The organism is Legionella busanensis (assembly GCF_900461525.1).
In the GTDB taxonomy this organism is placed as follows: Bacteria; Pseudomonadota; Gammaproteobacteria; order Legionellales; family Legionellaceae; genus Legionella_C; species Legionella_C busanensis.
In genome coordinates this window covers 2,690,365-2,705,638 of record NZ_UGOD01000001.1, presented here as the reverse complement: position 1 = coordinate 2,705,638, position 15,274 = coordinate 2,690,365, and the positions used below count along the sequence as shown (strand labels likewise).

The following is a 15,274-nucleotide window of genomic DNA, read 5'->3' as shown; positions in this document are numbered from 1 at the left end:
ATAAAAAGATCAATAATGCAACAAAATAGGGTTGTTTACATAATGACCTTACTGCATAATCAGTAACTTTTTTTAAAAAGCAATAAAATGAATATTAAAGCCTATGTTTTTTCCATGTTTTGCGCGTTATCTACTTTTACTTCTGCGGCAGAGCCTAGTAAAGATACGGACACTAAAGACAAGAATGTTAAAGATAAGACAATTTTAGAGCAAGAAATTCAAGCTCAAAATAGGGCTGAGAAATATCCTAATCTTATCAATTTATATAGGCCTACCTACATATTACCTTTTTATCAAACAAATCATCCTTATCAAGACATTTATTTAAATGAAACACCCGATAGTCAAAGAGTAAAAAGCGAAGAGTTAAAAGCTTATTTTAGTGTTTTAATTCCTGTGGTTCGTCATCTCTATCGAGATAAGCCAATTGCCTTGAATTTTGCGTATAGTCAGCTTATGTATTGGCAAGTATATGCAAAGTCTCCTTACTTTAGAGAAACAAATTATGAGCCTGAATTGTTTATTGAGAATTATTTTTCGCGTTATATGTCAGGGCAGCTGGGGGTAAATCATCAATCCAATGGCCGAGGAGGTCATTTAGAACGTAGTTGGAACCGAGCTTATGCACAAGTTAAGTTTACCGGTCAGAATTGGTTAGTTCAACTACGCGGTTGGGGCTTGCTTGCTGAAAGTGAATCAAGCGATTTACATAATCCTGATATTGCTCATTATTTAGGTTATGAAAATATTTTGTTTTCTTATTCATGGAATAACTTAAAAGCCAGTATTGAGGCACAAAATATTGAAAGCGGCTTTAAGCGAGGTTATGTTATGGCCAGTGTTTCTTATCCTATTTTAAAATCCATTTCCCTCTATGGGCAGTTTTTCAATGGGTATGGGCAAAGTTTGATTGAATATAATCATAAAAATACCGGGTTTGGGATTGGTATTGCAGTTAATGATTGGATCAATTAAGAAAAGATTAAATAAAACCAAATTACGGTTATTTAAAAGATGAATACTGGATAAGCTAGTATTCATCTTTTATCTTTAAGTTACTAATATAGTTTTATATGAATAAAAACAAACTAACACGAGTTATTAGCTGACGATATTAATTCTTTTAAGTATTTTCTTCTTGTTTAAGCCAATTACTTAAAACCTCAATCATCTTACGCGCTTGCTCATCGCTAGAAATATTAAATTTAGATTTCATCCAATATTGGTTATTACGTTTCTGGTAACGTCTAATTGAATATTTTACCGGGCCATAACCTTGATTTACTTTTTCCCATTCTTGATAGCGAAATAAAATAGTGGTCCAAGCACCTTTGGATAAAACATATTTATCTAATTCACGAACTGTTTCAATGCCGTCTTCTGAAAAAGAAATAGTTAAATCATCTATTGTTTCGCTCATGAATATCCTTAGTTAAAATTAATCGATGGATTGTAGTTTGCCATCGACAAATGTCAAGCTCATAGGTTTTTGATACTGATCAGCCTGATAGACCCAAATTTCAGGTTTAGTTGAGCTTGGCACCACTTGGTTTATATACGTATGATTCACTAAAGAGGGCGTACCGCAAGCGTTGTAAACTATACTGACTGGATCACCCACTTCGACACTTCTACCACCACAAATACTAAATGCATTTGTACTAGAGCCATTCATGGTTATAGAGCTAACTTTATTATTCATAATATTAACTTGTAATTGAGCGCCGCCACCACTATTGCCGCCAAAGGTTGGTGCACCACCATAATTAGTATTCCCAATAGGTAGGGCCCAAACCCCATAAAAAGCAGTTCTGTCACCTTGATTATTATAAATAAGTTGCTGTACAGGAACTTTCTGCGTAAAAGGTTGATTGGATTGCTGTTTACTCAAAGGTTGACCACAGGCAGACATCACTTGAGTCTGCGACATGCCAATATTAATAAACCCATGATTTTGTGGGCAATATACCGATTGTTGCTGACTAAATGCTAATAGTGGAAAAAGGAAACCGATTAAAACCCCATATCGTCTATACATAGCACGGCCCTCACATTAGACCTCTTTCCAAACTCGTTAGAATTTGAGTATTACCCAGCTCTGTATTTGGCCTTGGGAGTAAAGTTTAGGAAGAGGTTTATTATCATTTTCTTTCAATTATAGTGCGTTTATAGCCTTTTAACCTGAAATTAAAGATGAAGCGGTAAAGATGCGCTAATAAAAAGAGTAATCACTTTAATAATTACCATCATGATAAAAGGTGCAAAATCAAAACCTGAAATATTAGGTATAATTTTGTGGCCAATTTTAATTAATGGATCAGTAATTAAATTAAGAATCATAGCAGCAGGATGCATTTGCCATTGGGGATTAACCCAACTCATAATAACCCTTAATAACAGCGCGTAAAATAGCAAATCACCTAATTGAATAATGAGATCGGCAATTACAAACAAGAATAAGTAAGTAATAGGTAGTAATCTCTGATAAGCAATTAAACCGAGTAATATGAATTTGATTAGCTCAAGCACAACAATGCAAGCAAAGCTAATGGCATCAAACCGTTGCGGGTGTCGTTTACTACGAAAAATAGTTGATTCCAAAGGAAGCACAATCCGATCTGTTAAGCGATAAATTGCCTGACCCATGGGATTTAGAGAACTAACACGATAGTAGCGCAATAAAATACGTAACCAAAAAAGAAAAATAATTAAATTAAAAAATATACTAATTAAAAAATAACTTACCGCAATTAGTCCAGCCATAACATTCTCACTTTAATATGATGAGTTAATAAAGAATTCCTGGTCGTTAGGCTAAAGGAATTTCTCTTCTCCGACAAATACTTTCATCTCCGCAAATTCCCTACCATCCTTGTCAATCCCTATTATCTTGATAATCCCTGTTAGCCCCGCGCCTCGCTTGTCTTCCTCGCGCCTCTCTTGTCTTCCTCGCGCCTCTCTGTCATCCCCGCGCAGGCGGGGATCCATTCAATTCATTAGCATAGAGATAAATTCCCCATTGATTCCCGCCTGCGCGGGAATGACAAAAGCTTTCGCGAATTCTGTCGTCTCTACAACTTCTATGTCATCCTGTAAATCTCTATCATCTTAACCAATCTCTATTAGCCTTGCGCCTTTCCTATCATCCTCGCGCCTCGCTTGTCATCCCCGTGCTTCTCATGTCATCCCCGTGCTTCTCATGTCATCCCCGTGCTTCTCATGTCATCCCCGTGCTTCTCATGTCATCCCCGTGCTTCTCATGTCATCCCCGCGCAGGCGGGGATCCATTCAATCAACCTACACTTATCTTGCCTATGTTCCGCGGATTGTCCGTGGCATCTAGATAAAGACCTCTATTGCGCTTCCTCTATTTCTTTCGCTCTATCATAAGCTGCTTTTAAGGCTTGAAAAATGACTTCTGAAAAATCACGCTTCTCTAAAATTGCAAGTGCTGCTGCTGTGGTACCTCCTTTAGAAGTTACATCTTGGCGTAGTTGTTGCAAAGGCAAGGTGCTATTTTCTATTAAACTTAACGCTCCTATAGCAGTTTGTTTAGCAAATGAATGGGCAATGGAGCTAGATAAGCCTAATTTCTCACCAGCATTAATGAGTGCTTCTAGAAATAAGAATATGTAAGCAGGCCCACTGCCTGATAGAGCTGTAATTGCGTTTATTTCTTCTTCTTTATTAAGCCAAGCCGTGACACTTAATGGCTTAAATAAATTTTCAACAAGTATTTTTTGTTTAGGCTGAACGTCATTATTAGCAATAAAAGCGCTAGCGCCTTTGCCAACGGCAATGGGTGTATTGGGCATACAACGAACAATAGCTTGCTTAGACTTGCAAAAAGAGGCGAGCTTATTTAGGTTTATTCCTGCAGCAAGCGAAATAAGAAGACTGTCTTGGGGAAGGAGTTTACCGATTTCTGTTAAAACAGCAGTGATTTGTGCTGGTTTAACAGCAAGTATAATGACATCAGCAATACTGATAAAAGCAGTATTAGAAAAATGAGTTTTAACACCAACTTCATTAACTGCAATGGGCAGGGAAGGAGACGTTGCAAATAATTCTAAATTTTTATTTTGGCTTAAGCCGCTAATTAATGCTTTTGCCAAATTACCATAGCCTATAAAACAGATTTTCATAATTAATTGCGCTCACCAAAAATAGCCCTACCAATACGAACAAAGGTACTACCTGCGCGTATCGCTGCTTTTAAATCATCACTCATTCCCATAGATAAGGTATCCATCTTTAAATTTAACTGTTGATTTGCTTGATCTAATAACCTTGTTAGGCGTTGCAAACTAACATATTGCTCTTCTGCCGTTAAGCGCGGCTTTGGAATTGCCATAAGCCCGCGTAAATGTAATTTAGGTAATTGATTAATACACTTAATCAAGAGGGGTAATTCATAAGGAAGGAGGCCTGCTTTAGTCGGTTCATGATCTAAATTAATTTGAATACAAATATTTAATGCTGGTAAATAATCAGGCCGATGTTGGGCAAGAAGTTTAGCAATTTTTTCCCGATCAATACTATGTACCCAACTAAAGTTTTCTGCAATTTCTTTAGCTTTATTACTTTGAATAGCACCAATAAAATGCCAATTAATAGGTAATTGTTTTAAGTGTATAATTTTATTATGAGCCTCTTGCCAATAATTTTCACCAAAATCACTTAAACCTGCTGCATACGCTTCTTTTATTGCTTTAACCGGTTGGCCTTTACTCACTGCAAGAATATTAACGCTATTTTGGGGCCTATGAGCGTCGTTTAGCGTGTTCTTAATGCTTTGTTTAATCGATTGTATATTTTCTGCAATGCTCATGACTTAATTTTACTGTCTTACCTATAAGCTTAAAACCTAAGGAAATGTACTGTTTAAAAAGTTTTCTTCTATCTTAGTAGGTGATGTTTCTATATTTTTAATAAACTTTAAAACAGATAAACAACTTCTAAAGTTAAGGAATTGTATCATATACTTATTTATAACTTAGCTAAATTTGATATGGATTTCTATGAATATTACTGAGTTATTAGCCTTTTCAGTAAAAAATAAATCATCAGATTTACATCTATCTGCAGGACTTCCTCCTTTAATTCGGGTAGATGGGGATTTGCGCCGTATTAATATACCCCCTTTAGAACATAAAGAGGTGATTAGAATAATTTACGATATTATGAATGATAAACAGCGCAAAGATTATGAAGAACATTGGGAAACTGACTTTTCTTTTGAAATCCCCAATCTTGCTCGTTTTAGGGTTAATGCATTTAATCAAGTGCGTGGTGCGGGTGCTGTATTTAGAACCATTCCTAGCACTGTTTTGGGCATCGAAGAATTAGGTTTGCCTGAAATTTTTAAAGCCATTGCTTCCTATCCACAAGGACTCGTTTTAATTACAGGTCCAACAGGTTCTGGAAAAAGTACTACGTTGGCTGCTTTAATTGATTATATCAATTCAAATCGCTATGAGCATATTTTAACAATTGAAGATCCAGTTGAGTTTTTACATGAAAGTAAGAAATGCTTAGTCAATCAACGAGAGGTTCATCGTAATACAGAAAGCTTCAGTGCTGCTCTTCGTTCAGCACTTCGGGAAGACCCAGACATTATTTTAGTAGGGGAATTACGAGATTTAGAAACAATTCGACTTGCTTTAACAGCAGCAGAAACAGGACACCTAGTATTTGGTACTCTGCATACTAATTCTGCGACAAAAACGATAAATCGAATTATTGACGTATTTCCAGGCGAAGAAAAAGCGATGGTGCGTTCAATGCTTTCTGAATCTTTGCAAGCCGTAGTGGCTCAAGGGCTACTTAAACGATACGGCGGCGGCCGCGTGGCAGCACTAGAAATTATGATTTGTAATTCAGCCATCCGTAATTTAATACGCGAAGATAAAATTGCTCAAATGTATTCAACCATTCAAACAGGTCAATCGCAAGGTATGCAAACTCTAGATCAGCATTTAACGCAGCTTGTAGAAAATAAAATAATTGCTAAAAGTACAGCACAAGAGGTGGCTATTAATAAGGGGGCTTTTTAATTAGGCGGCCCACTGGCTTCTATTGATGTTATAATTTTAGGTTGTTTCCTAGATAGTGAAACATTTCTAGGATTAACTTGTTCGTTTAAGGCCTTAATAAACTCAGTAACAGTATTAACTTTTTTACCAACAATTGCCTCTGCTTCACCCTGCCTAACAAAGTCCCTAATAGCTATACCTAAAGTGCGATCACGTAAAGTGGGTAAATGGCTTAAGAGATCAACAGATTTTCCTTCTAAAGCTTCTTTAAGCGCTTCAATAGCTGCCATTTTACTAGTATAGCTTTTATAACTTCTTTGAAAAAATGAACACTTCTTATATTCTTGAACCTGTTTCTTAGTATCATCCGTAAATGCTTCTCGGCCTTTTTTATATGTAGAGAGAATATTTTCAAGTGTTTGCGCTTTTTCTAACCATAAATTCATTTTTATCTCGAACTTAGGATCTAATAAAATCAATTTCTTCTGATAAAAGCCACCTAACAATTTTAATTTTCTTCTGTTTTCATCCGATGGTTGATCTGTGATGACCTGGGCATTTAGTTGCTTTAAGATCTCCAAGGAATGGGCATATGCCTCAGCTAGTTGCCGCGAATCTGATTTATTTTTTACAATTTTCTTAATAGAATTTAGCTTCTCACTAATCACGCTGCTAGGTGTAGGGTTTTCTTTTGAGGTAAGTAAATTAACTAACTCATCAGGGACAGTGTTATCATCTATTTCAAGCCAGTTTTCGATCTTCTCTTCTAGAAGTTCTATTTCTGAGTCACTGATTTCGTTGATTTTCTTAGTAGCAAGAAGAAAATTAATAATATTTATTTTAAGCTGGTCTTTATTGACCACATTTGTTTTAGATTGATTCATTAAAAAATGAAAGAATTCAAGTAAGGGATCGTTTTTCTTAAGTAGAGGGCGAGAAAGGATTACTTGAGATCTTAGAGCTTGACAATACGATTCATGGGTAATACTGAGTGCCTGACGTCGAGCTTGTTCTAAACATTTTAAAGTGTCCTGATATATTATATTGTCCTGATATATTATATTGTCTGGCTTTCTTCTTTCATCCAGCTTACTAACCACGAATCTGCCTCTATCACCAGGCTTCATCTCTAAAATAGATGTAGATGATTCCAAAACTTCCCTTATAAAAACTGGATTCTCATTATACAGTAGTGTAACTTGCTTTATATATTTTAGTGGCTTCATTATCTTCTGCTTTACTATATCCTTTACTATAACTGGGTCAGTAAGCGGTGATATTTCTAATTTATTAGCCAAAAAATTAACTAGATTAGTCGGTACATCTTTTTCACTATCTTCAAGCCACTCCTTAACGTCTTCTTTTATTGCAACTATTTTTGTTTTATCTGTAGAATCTTTGAATTCATCATCAATGAATGTGTTCATATGGAGCTTAAGAAACTCGATATTGATATTAACATCGTCTCTCTTAGATGAACTAATTAAATCTAAATATAGATCTCCTAATGGATTTCCAACATCTAATGGAATTGCAACCAAAATATTACGTAAAAATCTGTGATATAACTCATGTTTTGACTGTGCCATAAAAATCATTATAAATAATTAAATTAATTTTATTATAACACTTAAATATTAACTATTGCTTTAAATTATAACAAAAAGAATTTAAATTAATCAAAATGAAGCATGTAATAAATTGAGAATTTCTATTTTAATTAGTCCTAATGTCAATTGACATTTAAAAGTTAGAGTGCTCTGGATATATTAAGGTAATTATAGGACAGGCCATTTATGGTTAAAATTATAAAATATCCTTCAATTTTAAGGATTATTAGACATTAAAATTGCAATTTTAGCTAAGGTTGCAAATAAATCCATTTTTGAAGATATACATGAAATATCACTGGGAACATCTTAGATAACCGAAAGATTTTACTAAAAAATTACTAGAAGCATGGCTTGATGACAGAGTTGGGGAAGTAAGACAAATATTAGAAGAAGCCCTAGGAGAAGAAGAGCCTACTATTGAACATAATTTTAGTTAATTAAAATTAGCAACGAAGGTTATAGCTGACTCAGAATTCACTTGAGCATCTAGCGTATTTATAAAATCCGTTAACGTATATACCTCTTTATTAACTAATACATCTGCCTGACCGCTTTTAACAAATTTTTTTAATTCTTTACCTAAATTACTGTCGCTTAAGGTTGATAAATACTTTTTAAGTTCAATAGGATTTCCTGCAAGTGCCTCTTTTAGAGCTTCAATCGCCTCTTCTTTTTGTTGATAGCTCTTTTGAAAAAAAGGAAGGTATGTATTTTTATACTCTTTGACCTTATTATTTTGAACAAGATTTTTTCTATCTATTAGATAATTATTTAAAATACCTACCAGTATCTGAGTTTTTTTATAAATATTATTAAGTAAAGTCTGATTTTCTATAGTGGCTTTTTTTATTTTTTCTAGTTGAGTTATTAAATTTTGCGTATCACTGAACTCTTGTTCTATACCCCTTAAAATATTTACTAATTGAATAGGAGCCTTTGCGTGTTTATTTTCATTGTTAAGCCATTCTAATGTAACTTGCTTAACTAGGGCTAACCCTACTTGATTACTATTAGATGAGATTTTTCGCCTTTGCTCCGTAATAATACCTATAAGCTCGCTTGTAAGCCTTTCTAGAGTAATGTTAGATTGATGTGAAGCATTAATTAATTCGATACAAAGATTAAATAGGGGGTTACCACCATCAATTTGAGGGTAGGTGGTGATAATTTTCCTTATCTGATTACGATAAGACTTATGAATTAATCCTATATTCATTAGCTTTTCTATTAAGTACCTGTTTGAGCTGTTTTAGAGAAATAATAAAATTCTGCTTATCTAGCTAGTTCTTGTTCTGTGTTTTCTTGATTAAGCATTTTATTTTCAAGTCATTCTAAAGGAAGAATAGATTTCTGCGAAGTACTTATTAGCTTAATAAACAAAGATGAAATCAGGTGTGTTTTAAAGTTTTGTTGGGCCGCGCATGGCCCAACTTAGGTTAACCTGAAAAATAGTCTATGCTGTTTTTTGTATTTCCATCAGTTCGCTAATTCCTTTTTCTGCTAAATCGAGTAATGTATTTAATTGGTTACGACTAAAGCTTTTATCTTCTGCTGTACCTTGCAATTCAATGAATTCACCTGCTTCGTTCATTACCACATTCATGTCTGTCTCAGCTAAAACATCTTCAGCATAGTCTAGATCAAGGACTGGTTGGCCTCGATAAATACCAACAGAAACAGCAGCCACATAATTAAAAGTAGGTGCTTTACGTAATTTCTCTCGTTGAACCATCCAGTTAAGCGCGTCTTTCATAGCTACACAAGCACCGGTAATAGCTGCAGTGCGGGTACCGCCATCGGCTTGAATAACATCGCAATCTATCATAATCGTGTTTTCACCAATAGTTTTTAAATCAATACAAGCACGAACTGATCGACCAATTAAGCGTTGAATTTCTAAGGTTCTACCACCTTGTTTTCCTTTACTTGCTTCACGATCACAGCGACTGTGCGTAGCCCTGGGTAGCATACCATATTCAGCGGTAATCCAGCCTTGATTTTTTCCTTTTAGAAACCGAGGCACACCTTCAATAACGGACGCATTACATAAAACACGAGTTTCGCCAAATTCAACTAACACCGAACCTTCGGCATGATTAGTGTATTGACGAGTTATCTTAATTGGACGAAGTTGATTTGGTTCACGATTGCTGGGACGCATGGTTATTCCTCACTGAAAAAGAGAAAGGAAATTATAACGTCTAAATTTCAAACGTGCACCATGTATAAAATTTAAACTTTAACTTGCATTTACAGCAATTTCGGTTATAGTCACCCAACCTTAAACAAACGACTATCGATTATGACTCATAGCATGACGGCATTTGCTAGAACCCAGACTCAGCTTGATGAGATAGGATTTTGTTGGGAAATAAAGTCCGTTAATCATCGCTATCTTGATGTTTCATTCCGCCTTCCCGAAGCTTGGCGCTTTTTAGAAGCAGATCTTAGAACCATTGTTCGAGACTATGTAAGCCGCGGTAAGTTAGAGTGTCAATTAAAAATGTCTAATTCAGCTTTGGCAGAACCTGCTTTAATGGTGAATGAGAACTTATTAACTAAGTTAGTTAATATTACCCAAAATTTGGAAGCCGCTAAATTACTACCTAATGATCTGACACTTTCAACCTTTTTAACTTGGCCTGGGGTTATCCAATCATCAGAACTTAATATTGAGCAGTTTAAAGAGATAGTACTGCAATTATTTCATGATAGTTTGACTAAACTGCAGCAACAAAGAGCGCAAGAAGGGGCAACGCTTAATCGCCATATACAAGACCGCTTAACGCGTTTACAAGAAGAAATTAAGAAAGCAAAAGTCTATGCTAAAGAAAACACGCAACAGGCTCGCGATAAGTTACTAACTAGACTTCATTCATTACAATTAGAAGTTGAGAATTCACGAATTGAGCAAGAACTAGCTATCATTTTAACAAAGCTAGATGTTAGTGAAGAGCTTGATAGGTTAGCACTACATTGTCAGGAAGTAGGCAATGTTTTAAATAAAAATGAAGCGCTAGGGCGTCGTTTAGATTTTTTAATGCAAGAGTTAAATCGGGAAGCGAATACCTTAAGTGCAAAATCAGATACCATTAATTTGACAAAAAGTGCTGTAGAGATGAAAGTATTAATTGAACAGATGCGCGAACAAATTCAAAATATCGAGTAAAACATGGTTGACTCATTTACTGGAAATGTGTTTATTGTGGCAGCTCCATCTGGTGGTGGAAAGACAAGTTTAGTCAAACATTTAATAACGCATCTACCTAATATCGTTGTGTCTATTTCTCATACTACACGTAAACCAAGGCCACGTGAGAAAGAGGGTGTTGATTATTTTTTTATTAATGACACTGAGTTTCTTGATATGATTAATAGGAATGCTTTTATTGAGTATGCAAAAGTTTTTAATCATCATTATGGCACTTCTGTTGAACAAATTGCAGCCCGGCTTAAACAAGACATTGATGTTGTGCTTGATATTGATTGGCAAGGTGCACAGCAAATTAAAAAATTATTTCCCAAAGCGATTAGTGTATTTGTTATGCCGCCATCGCTAGAAATTTTAGAGCAACGTCTAAAAGCCAGACAACAGGATAATAAGGAAGTGATTAAAACTCGAATGCAGCAAGCGAGAGAGGAAATGAGTCATTATAAAGAATTTGACTATCTCATCGTTAATGATGATTTTGAGCAGGCGGCACTTGAATTGCAAGCAATTGTAGTCGCTAATCGAGTAAGTTTTACACGACAAGCAGAAAAAATTAGAAAATTGCTATCATTATTAATGTTAGAGCAGTAAAATAATAGGATTTGGATAGAAAAAGACAAGGCTCTTTTCTAGCGTTAAAGAATTTGACGTAAGTGTAGGTTGGGCTAAACGAAGTGCAGCCCAACAAATTATAAATAGGCTACACGTTTTATGACATACTGTTGGGCTGCGCTATGCTTAGCCCAACCTACACAGGGTGACATTTTACCGAATTACTGAAATGTTATTATGTTGAGTGTGGATTGGGTGAAAAATTTTTATCCAAGCCACTGTTAATTAGGCATTTTCTTTTAAAATAGCCTATAAGAAAATAGTGGAGGCTTAATTTATGGCACGTGTGACAGTAGAAGATTGTTTAGAGCACGTTAAAAATCGTTTTGAACTCGTTATGGTTGCAACGAAACGTGCACGTGAAATTGCGGTACGTGGTGAACAACCTTTAGTTGAATGGGAAAATGATAAACCAACAGTAGTTGCTCTGCGTGAAATTGCTGAAGGATTAATTAAAGCAGATATTTTAGATAAAGATTGATACAGCAAATAATCCGAAAGCCACGTCAAATATATTTTAAAGTGGCATCGAGTGCGGTTGGATTAACTCTTATAAGGATGTAACGCTGCCAGATTTTTACTGAAGTAATGGCTTAAGAATGCCTCCGCCACAATAAAAGCTATTTAATGGTTCCTCATTTAAATAGTTGGCATGATGAGGTTTAACATGGGTTTGTTATTAGAGATTTATCTAAAAGGGACTCCTAAATGCTTATTGAACCAAGCTTATGGAGTATTGCATGAGTCATTTTGATGAATTGCACACAGAGCTTAAAAGCTATCTTGAACAGTCTCAAGTTGAAAAATGCTATCAGGCTTATTTAGTCGCTGAAAGAGCACATCAAGGCCAGATGCGTCGATCAGGTGAGGATTACATTACTCATCCGATTGCTGCTGCTCTTATTTTAGCTAAAATGCGCCTTGATTATCAAACTATCATGGCAACTCTACTTCATGATGTGGTTGAAGATACCTCCATTAGTAAAGAAGATTTAACGCAACAGTTTGGCGAAGATGTTACGGCATTAGTGGATGGGGTAACTAAATTAACCAAAATTAAATTTGAATCGCGCGCCGAAGCACAAGCAGAAAATTTTCGTAAAATGGTTTTAGCCATGGTGAAAGACATTCGCGTCATCATTGTTAAGCTGGCTGACCGTTTCCATAATATGCATACGCTTGGCGCTATGCCATCGGCAAAAAGGCGCCGTATTGCTATTGAAACATTAGAAATATATGCGCCTATTGCTAACCGGTTAGGTATGCATGCTATCTATACAGGCCTTGAAGATTTAGGATTTAAAGCACTCTATCCCATGCGTTATCGCGCCATTCGCTCTGCTGTAGAAAAATCACGAGGTAATCGACGGGAATTAACGCAAAAAATTGAACATGATTTAGAAAATGCCCTACAGCAACTTAATATCCCTTATGAGCATGTTTTTGGCAGACAAAAGCATTTATACAGTATCTATCGTAAAATGAAGCATAAAAAAGCCTCTTTTACTGAAATTACTGATGTTTTTGCTTTTCGGGTTATTACTGAAGATATTGATTCCTGTTATCGTGTATTAGGCGCACTCCACCGCACTTACAAACCTGTCCCTCAACGCTTTAAAGATTACATTGGCATTCCCAAGGCCAATGGTTATCAATCACTACACACAACACTCTTTGGGCCTTATGGTGTGCCTCTTGAAGTACAGATCCGTACCCGTGAGATGGATAAAGTTGCAGACAATGGTGTAGCTGCTCACTGGATTTATAAATCCAGTGGATTAGAGGTTAATGAGGCACAGTTACGCGCCCGTGAGTGGGTACAGGGGTTACTTGAGATGCAGCGCAGTACAGGTAGCTCACTTGAGTTTATTGAAAATGTAAAAATTGATTTATTTCCTGATGAAGTTTATGTTTTTACGCCGAAAGGTCATATTATGGAGCTACCCAAAGGGGCAACACCCGTTGACTTTGCGTATACTGTCCATTCAGATGTAGGAAATAGTTGTGTCGCTGCCAAAGTTAACCGTCGCTTAGTACCCTTAAGTATACCTTTAACAAATGGTCAAACAGTCGAAATTATTACGGCCCCAGGCGCACGCCCTAATCCTGCTTGGCTTAATTTTGTAGTAACGGGTAAAGCACGCAGTAATATTCGTCATTTCTTAAAAAGCCAGCAGCATACTGAATCAATTAATTTAGGTAAACGTTTACTAGAACAAGCTCTAGCAAGTTTAGCCAGTGACTATGCTAAAGTGCCACCCGAAACACTCCAAGCTTTGTTACACGATTTAAATTATAAATCATCAGATGAACTACTTTATGCTATTGGTGTAGGTCATCAAATGCCGATGGTCATTGCTAAGCGTTTAGTAGTTAGCCAAGAAAGTGTAGAACTTGATAAAACAGCTAAAAGCGGTCCTTTGGCCATTAAAGGAACTGAAGGGATGGTTGTTAATTTTGCTGATTGTTGTCAACCTATTCCAGGTGATAAAATCGTTGGCCGCTTCCAACAAGGCCGTGGCATATTAGTGCACGCCAGTGATTGTATTAAAATAAAACATGTACGAAGTCCTGAGCAGTTCATTGCGCTGCGCTGGGATGAACAAGTACAAGGAGAGTTTTGGGTTGATATTACCGTGGATGTAGCTAATCAACGCGGTGTATTAGCAGCACTCGCAACAGCTATTGCAGAAGCTGAAGCAAATATTGGTAACATTACTGTTGATCCACGTGATGGCCGGCATAATGCAGTAACTTTTTCTATTAGTGTTCGCAATAGAAATCATTTAGCTCGCGTTATGCGCCGTTTACGTGCTAACAAAGTTGTTTTACGTCTTTATCGTAAGAGGCAGGGAGAATAATAAGATGCAACCTATTCATACAACCTTAGCACCTGCTGCCATTGGCACTTATAGTCAAGCAGTTTGTAGTGGTAATACTGTTTATTTATCAGGCCAAATTCCATTAGATCCACAAACAATGGAATTATGTAGTGATGATATACAAGCACAGATTAAACAGGTCTTTGAAAATTTATCGGCTGTTTGCCAAGCCGCTGGAGGAAGTCTAGCAGACCTTGTTAAAGTTAATGTGTATTTAACCGATTTAAGTCATTTTTCTTTAGTCAATGAAGCAATGACAAAATATTTTAGTCAACCTTTTCCAGCCCGAGCAGCAATTGGGGTTGCGGCATTGCCTAGAGGTGCACAAGTTGAAGTCGATGGTATACTTATTTTAGAGCATCGAAAATAAGGACATCTTGTGGATAATAATCAATACGCCCATGGCGGGCGTATCATGTTTATTATAACGTGGGTTTTTTTCTTCTTTTTACTCTTTGTTTTTTTCCATTATTCTGATTCCTCAAACAAAAGCACCTATCAGATTCAAAATGGCACTTTAACAATTAAAGCGGATAGCAGCGGCCATTACCGCATAAAAGGAAGCATTAATAATGAAAACGTTGAATTTATCATAGATACTGGTGCAACTTTAGTTGCCATTCCTAAGTCCCTTGCCAATCGTCTTGGCTTAAAAGGTCGTTATCCTATTCTTTTACAAACAGCAAATGGTAATATTTCAGGCTCATTGACCCGTCTTAAAGAGCTGACTTTTGCTAATTTTAAGCTATATGATGTGAAGGCAGTCATTATGCCTGGAAGTGACGATAACATGGTCTTACTAGGTATGAATGTGCTATCTAAATTCAATTTATCGCAACAAAATAATCGGCTAATTATTAAAAAGTAAATTGTAGATTGGGCTAAACAAAGTGCAGCCCAACAAATGATGAAGATGTTACT

At 36.1% G+C, this 15,274-nt stretch carries 16 protein-coding genes; 8 read left to right on the top strand and 8 right to left on the bottom strand.

All coding sequences use genetic code 11. The features are described 5' to 3' along the window. Nucleotides 1-87 precede the first annotated feature (87 nt). A complete protein-coding gene (locus DYH30_RS11980; RefSeq protein WP_115331876.1) occupies nt 88-975 on the top strand; it encodes a phospholipase A in 888 nt (295 codons plus the stop codon). A 148-nt stretch (nt 976-1,123) separates the two neighbouring features. On the opposite strand, the gene DYH30_RS11975 is transcribed toward DYH30_RS11980, so the two are convergent. From DYH30_RS11975 to DYH30_RS11955, 5 genes are all read right to left on the bottom strand, one after another. After that, on the bottom strand, nt 1,124-1,420 hold the full coding sequence (locus DYH30_RS11975) for a hypothetical protein (RefSeq protein WP_115331875.1): 297 nt from the start codon (nt 1,418-1,420) through the stop codon (nt 1,124-1,126). Between the two features lie 18 nt (nt 1,421-1,438). Next, nucleotides 1,439-2,038 (bottom strand): DUF2845 domain-containing protein, encoded by a 600-nt coding sequence (locus DYH30_RS11970; RefSeq protein WP_115331874.1) that lies wholly within the window; start codon nt 2,036-2,038, stop codon nt 1,439-1,441. Nucleotides 2,039-2,187: 149 nt separating this feature from the next. Then, nucleotides 2,188-2,763 carry a YggT family protein gene (locus tag DYH30_RS11965; protein ID WP_115331873.1) on the bottom strand — a complete coding sequence of 192 codons (576 nt, stop codon included), beginning with the start codon at nt 2,761-2,763 and terminating at the stop codon, nt 2,188-2,190. A 590-nt stretch (nt 2,764-3,353) separates the two neighbouring features. Beyond that, nucleotides 3,354-4,145, bottom strand: coding sequence for a pyrroline-5-carboxylate reductase (gene proC / locus DYH30_RS11960; RefSeq protein WP_115331872.1), 792 nt, complete (start codon nt 4,143-4,145; stop codon nt 3,354-3,356). A 2-nt stretch (nt 4,146-4,147) separates the two neighbouring features. Beyond that, nucleotides 4,148-4,831 (bottom strand): YggS family pyridoxal phosphate-dependent enzyme, encoded by a 684-nt coding sequence (locus DYH30_RS11955; RefSeq protein ID WP_115331871.1) that lies wholly within the window; start codon nt 4,829-4,831, stop codon nt 4,148-4,150. A 190-nt stretch (nt 4,832-5,021) separates the two neighbouring features. Here DYH30_RS11955 and DYH30_RS11950 point away from each other — a divergent pair, with 190 nt between their 5' ends. After that, on the top strand, nt 5,022-6,056 hold the full coding sequence (locus DYH30_RS11950) for a type IV pilus twitching motility protein PilT (RefSeq protein WP_115331870.1): 1,035 nt from the start codon (nt 5,022-5,024) through the stop codon (nt 6,054-6,056). Here DYH30_RS11950 and DYH30_RS11945 read toward each other — a convergent pair. The 3 genes from DYH30_RS11945 to rph all read right to left on the bottom strand — a co-directional run bounded on the left by DYH30_RS11945 (nt 6,053) and on the right by rph (nt 9,809). Continuing rightward, the gene (locus DYH30_RS11945; protein ID WP_115331869.1) at nt 6,053-7,624 is read right to left on the bottom strand and encodes a hypothetical protein; all 1,572 of its coding nucleotides are present in this window, start codon (nt 7,622-7,624) and stop codon (nt 6,053-6,055) included. The two genes, DYH30_RS11950 and DYH30_RS11945, sit on opposite strands and share 4 nt — an antisense overlap. 457 nt (nt 7,625-8,081) lie before the next feature. Beyond that, complete coding sequence (locus DYH30_RS11940) at nt 8,082-8,864, bottom strand: hypothetical protein (RefSeq protein ID WP_115331868.1); 783 nt, start codon at nt 8,862-8,864, stop codon at nt 8,082-8,084. 237 nt (nt 8,865-9,101) lie between these two features. Beyond that, nucleotides 9,102-9,809 (bottom strand): ribonuclease PH, encoded by a 708-nt coding sequence (gene rph / locus DYH30_RS11935; protein ID WP_115331867.1) that lies wholly within the window; start codon nt 9,807-9,809, stop codon nt 9,102-9,104. A gap of 141 nt (nt 9,810-9,950) precedes the next feature. Here rph and DYH30_RS11930 point away from each other — a divergent pair, with 141 nt between their 5' ends. From DYH30_RS11930 to DYH30_RS11905, 6 genes are all read left to right on the top strand, one after another. Next, nucleotides 9,951-10,817 carry a YicC/YloC family endoribonuclease gene (locus tag DYH30_RS11930; protein ID WP_115331866.1) on the top strand — a complete coding sequence of 289 codons (867 nt, stop codon included), beginning with the start codon at nt 9,951-9,953 and terminating at the stop codon, nt 10,815-10,817. A gap of 3 nt (nt 10,818-10,820) precedes the next feature. Continuing rightward, the gene (gene gmk / locus DYH30_RS11925) at nt 10,821-11,450 is read left to right on the top strand and encodes a guanylate kinase (protein ID WP_115331865.1); all 630 of its coding nucleotides are present in this window, start codon (nt 10,821-10,823) and stop codon (nt 11,448-11,450) included. A 298-nt stretch (nt 11,451-11,748) separates the two neighbouring features. Continuing rightward, nucleotides 11,749-11,952, top strand: coding sequence for a DNA-directed RNA polymerase subunit omega (gene rpoZ, locus DYH30_RS11920; protein WP_115331864.1), 204 nt, complete (start codon nt 11,749-11,751; stop codon nt 11,950-11,952). A 259-nt stretch (nt 11,953-12,211) separates the two neighbouring features. Beyond that, nucleotides 12,212-14,332: a bifunctional GTP diphosphokinase/guanosine-3',5'-bis pyrophosphate 3'-pyrophosphohydrolase gene (gene spoT, locus DYH30_RS11915; protein WP_115331863.1), complete on the top strand. Its 2,121-nt coding sequence runs from the start codon at nt 12,212-12,214 to the stop codon at nt 14,330-14,332. Between the two features lie 4 nt (nt 14,333-14,336). Continuing rightward, the gene (locus DYH30_RS11910; protein WP_115331862.1) at nt 14,337-14,723 is read left to right on the top strand and encodes a RidA family protein; all 387 of its coding nucleotides are present in this window, start codon (nt 14,337-14,339) and stop codon (nt 14,721-14,723) included. 9 nt (nt 14,724-14,732) lie between these two features. Continuing rightward, nucleotides 14,733-15,221, top strand: a complete 489-nt coding sequence (locus tag DYH30_RS11905; RefSeq protein ID WP_165482155.1) for a retropepsin-like aspartic protease family protein — start codon at nt 14,733-14,735, stop codon at nt 15,219-15,221. The last annotated feature ends 53 nt before the right edge of the window (nt 15,222-15,274 follow it).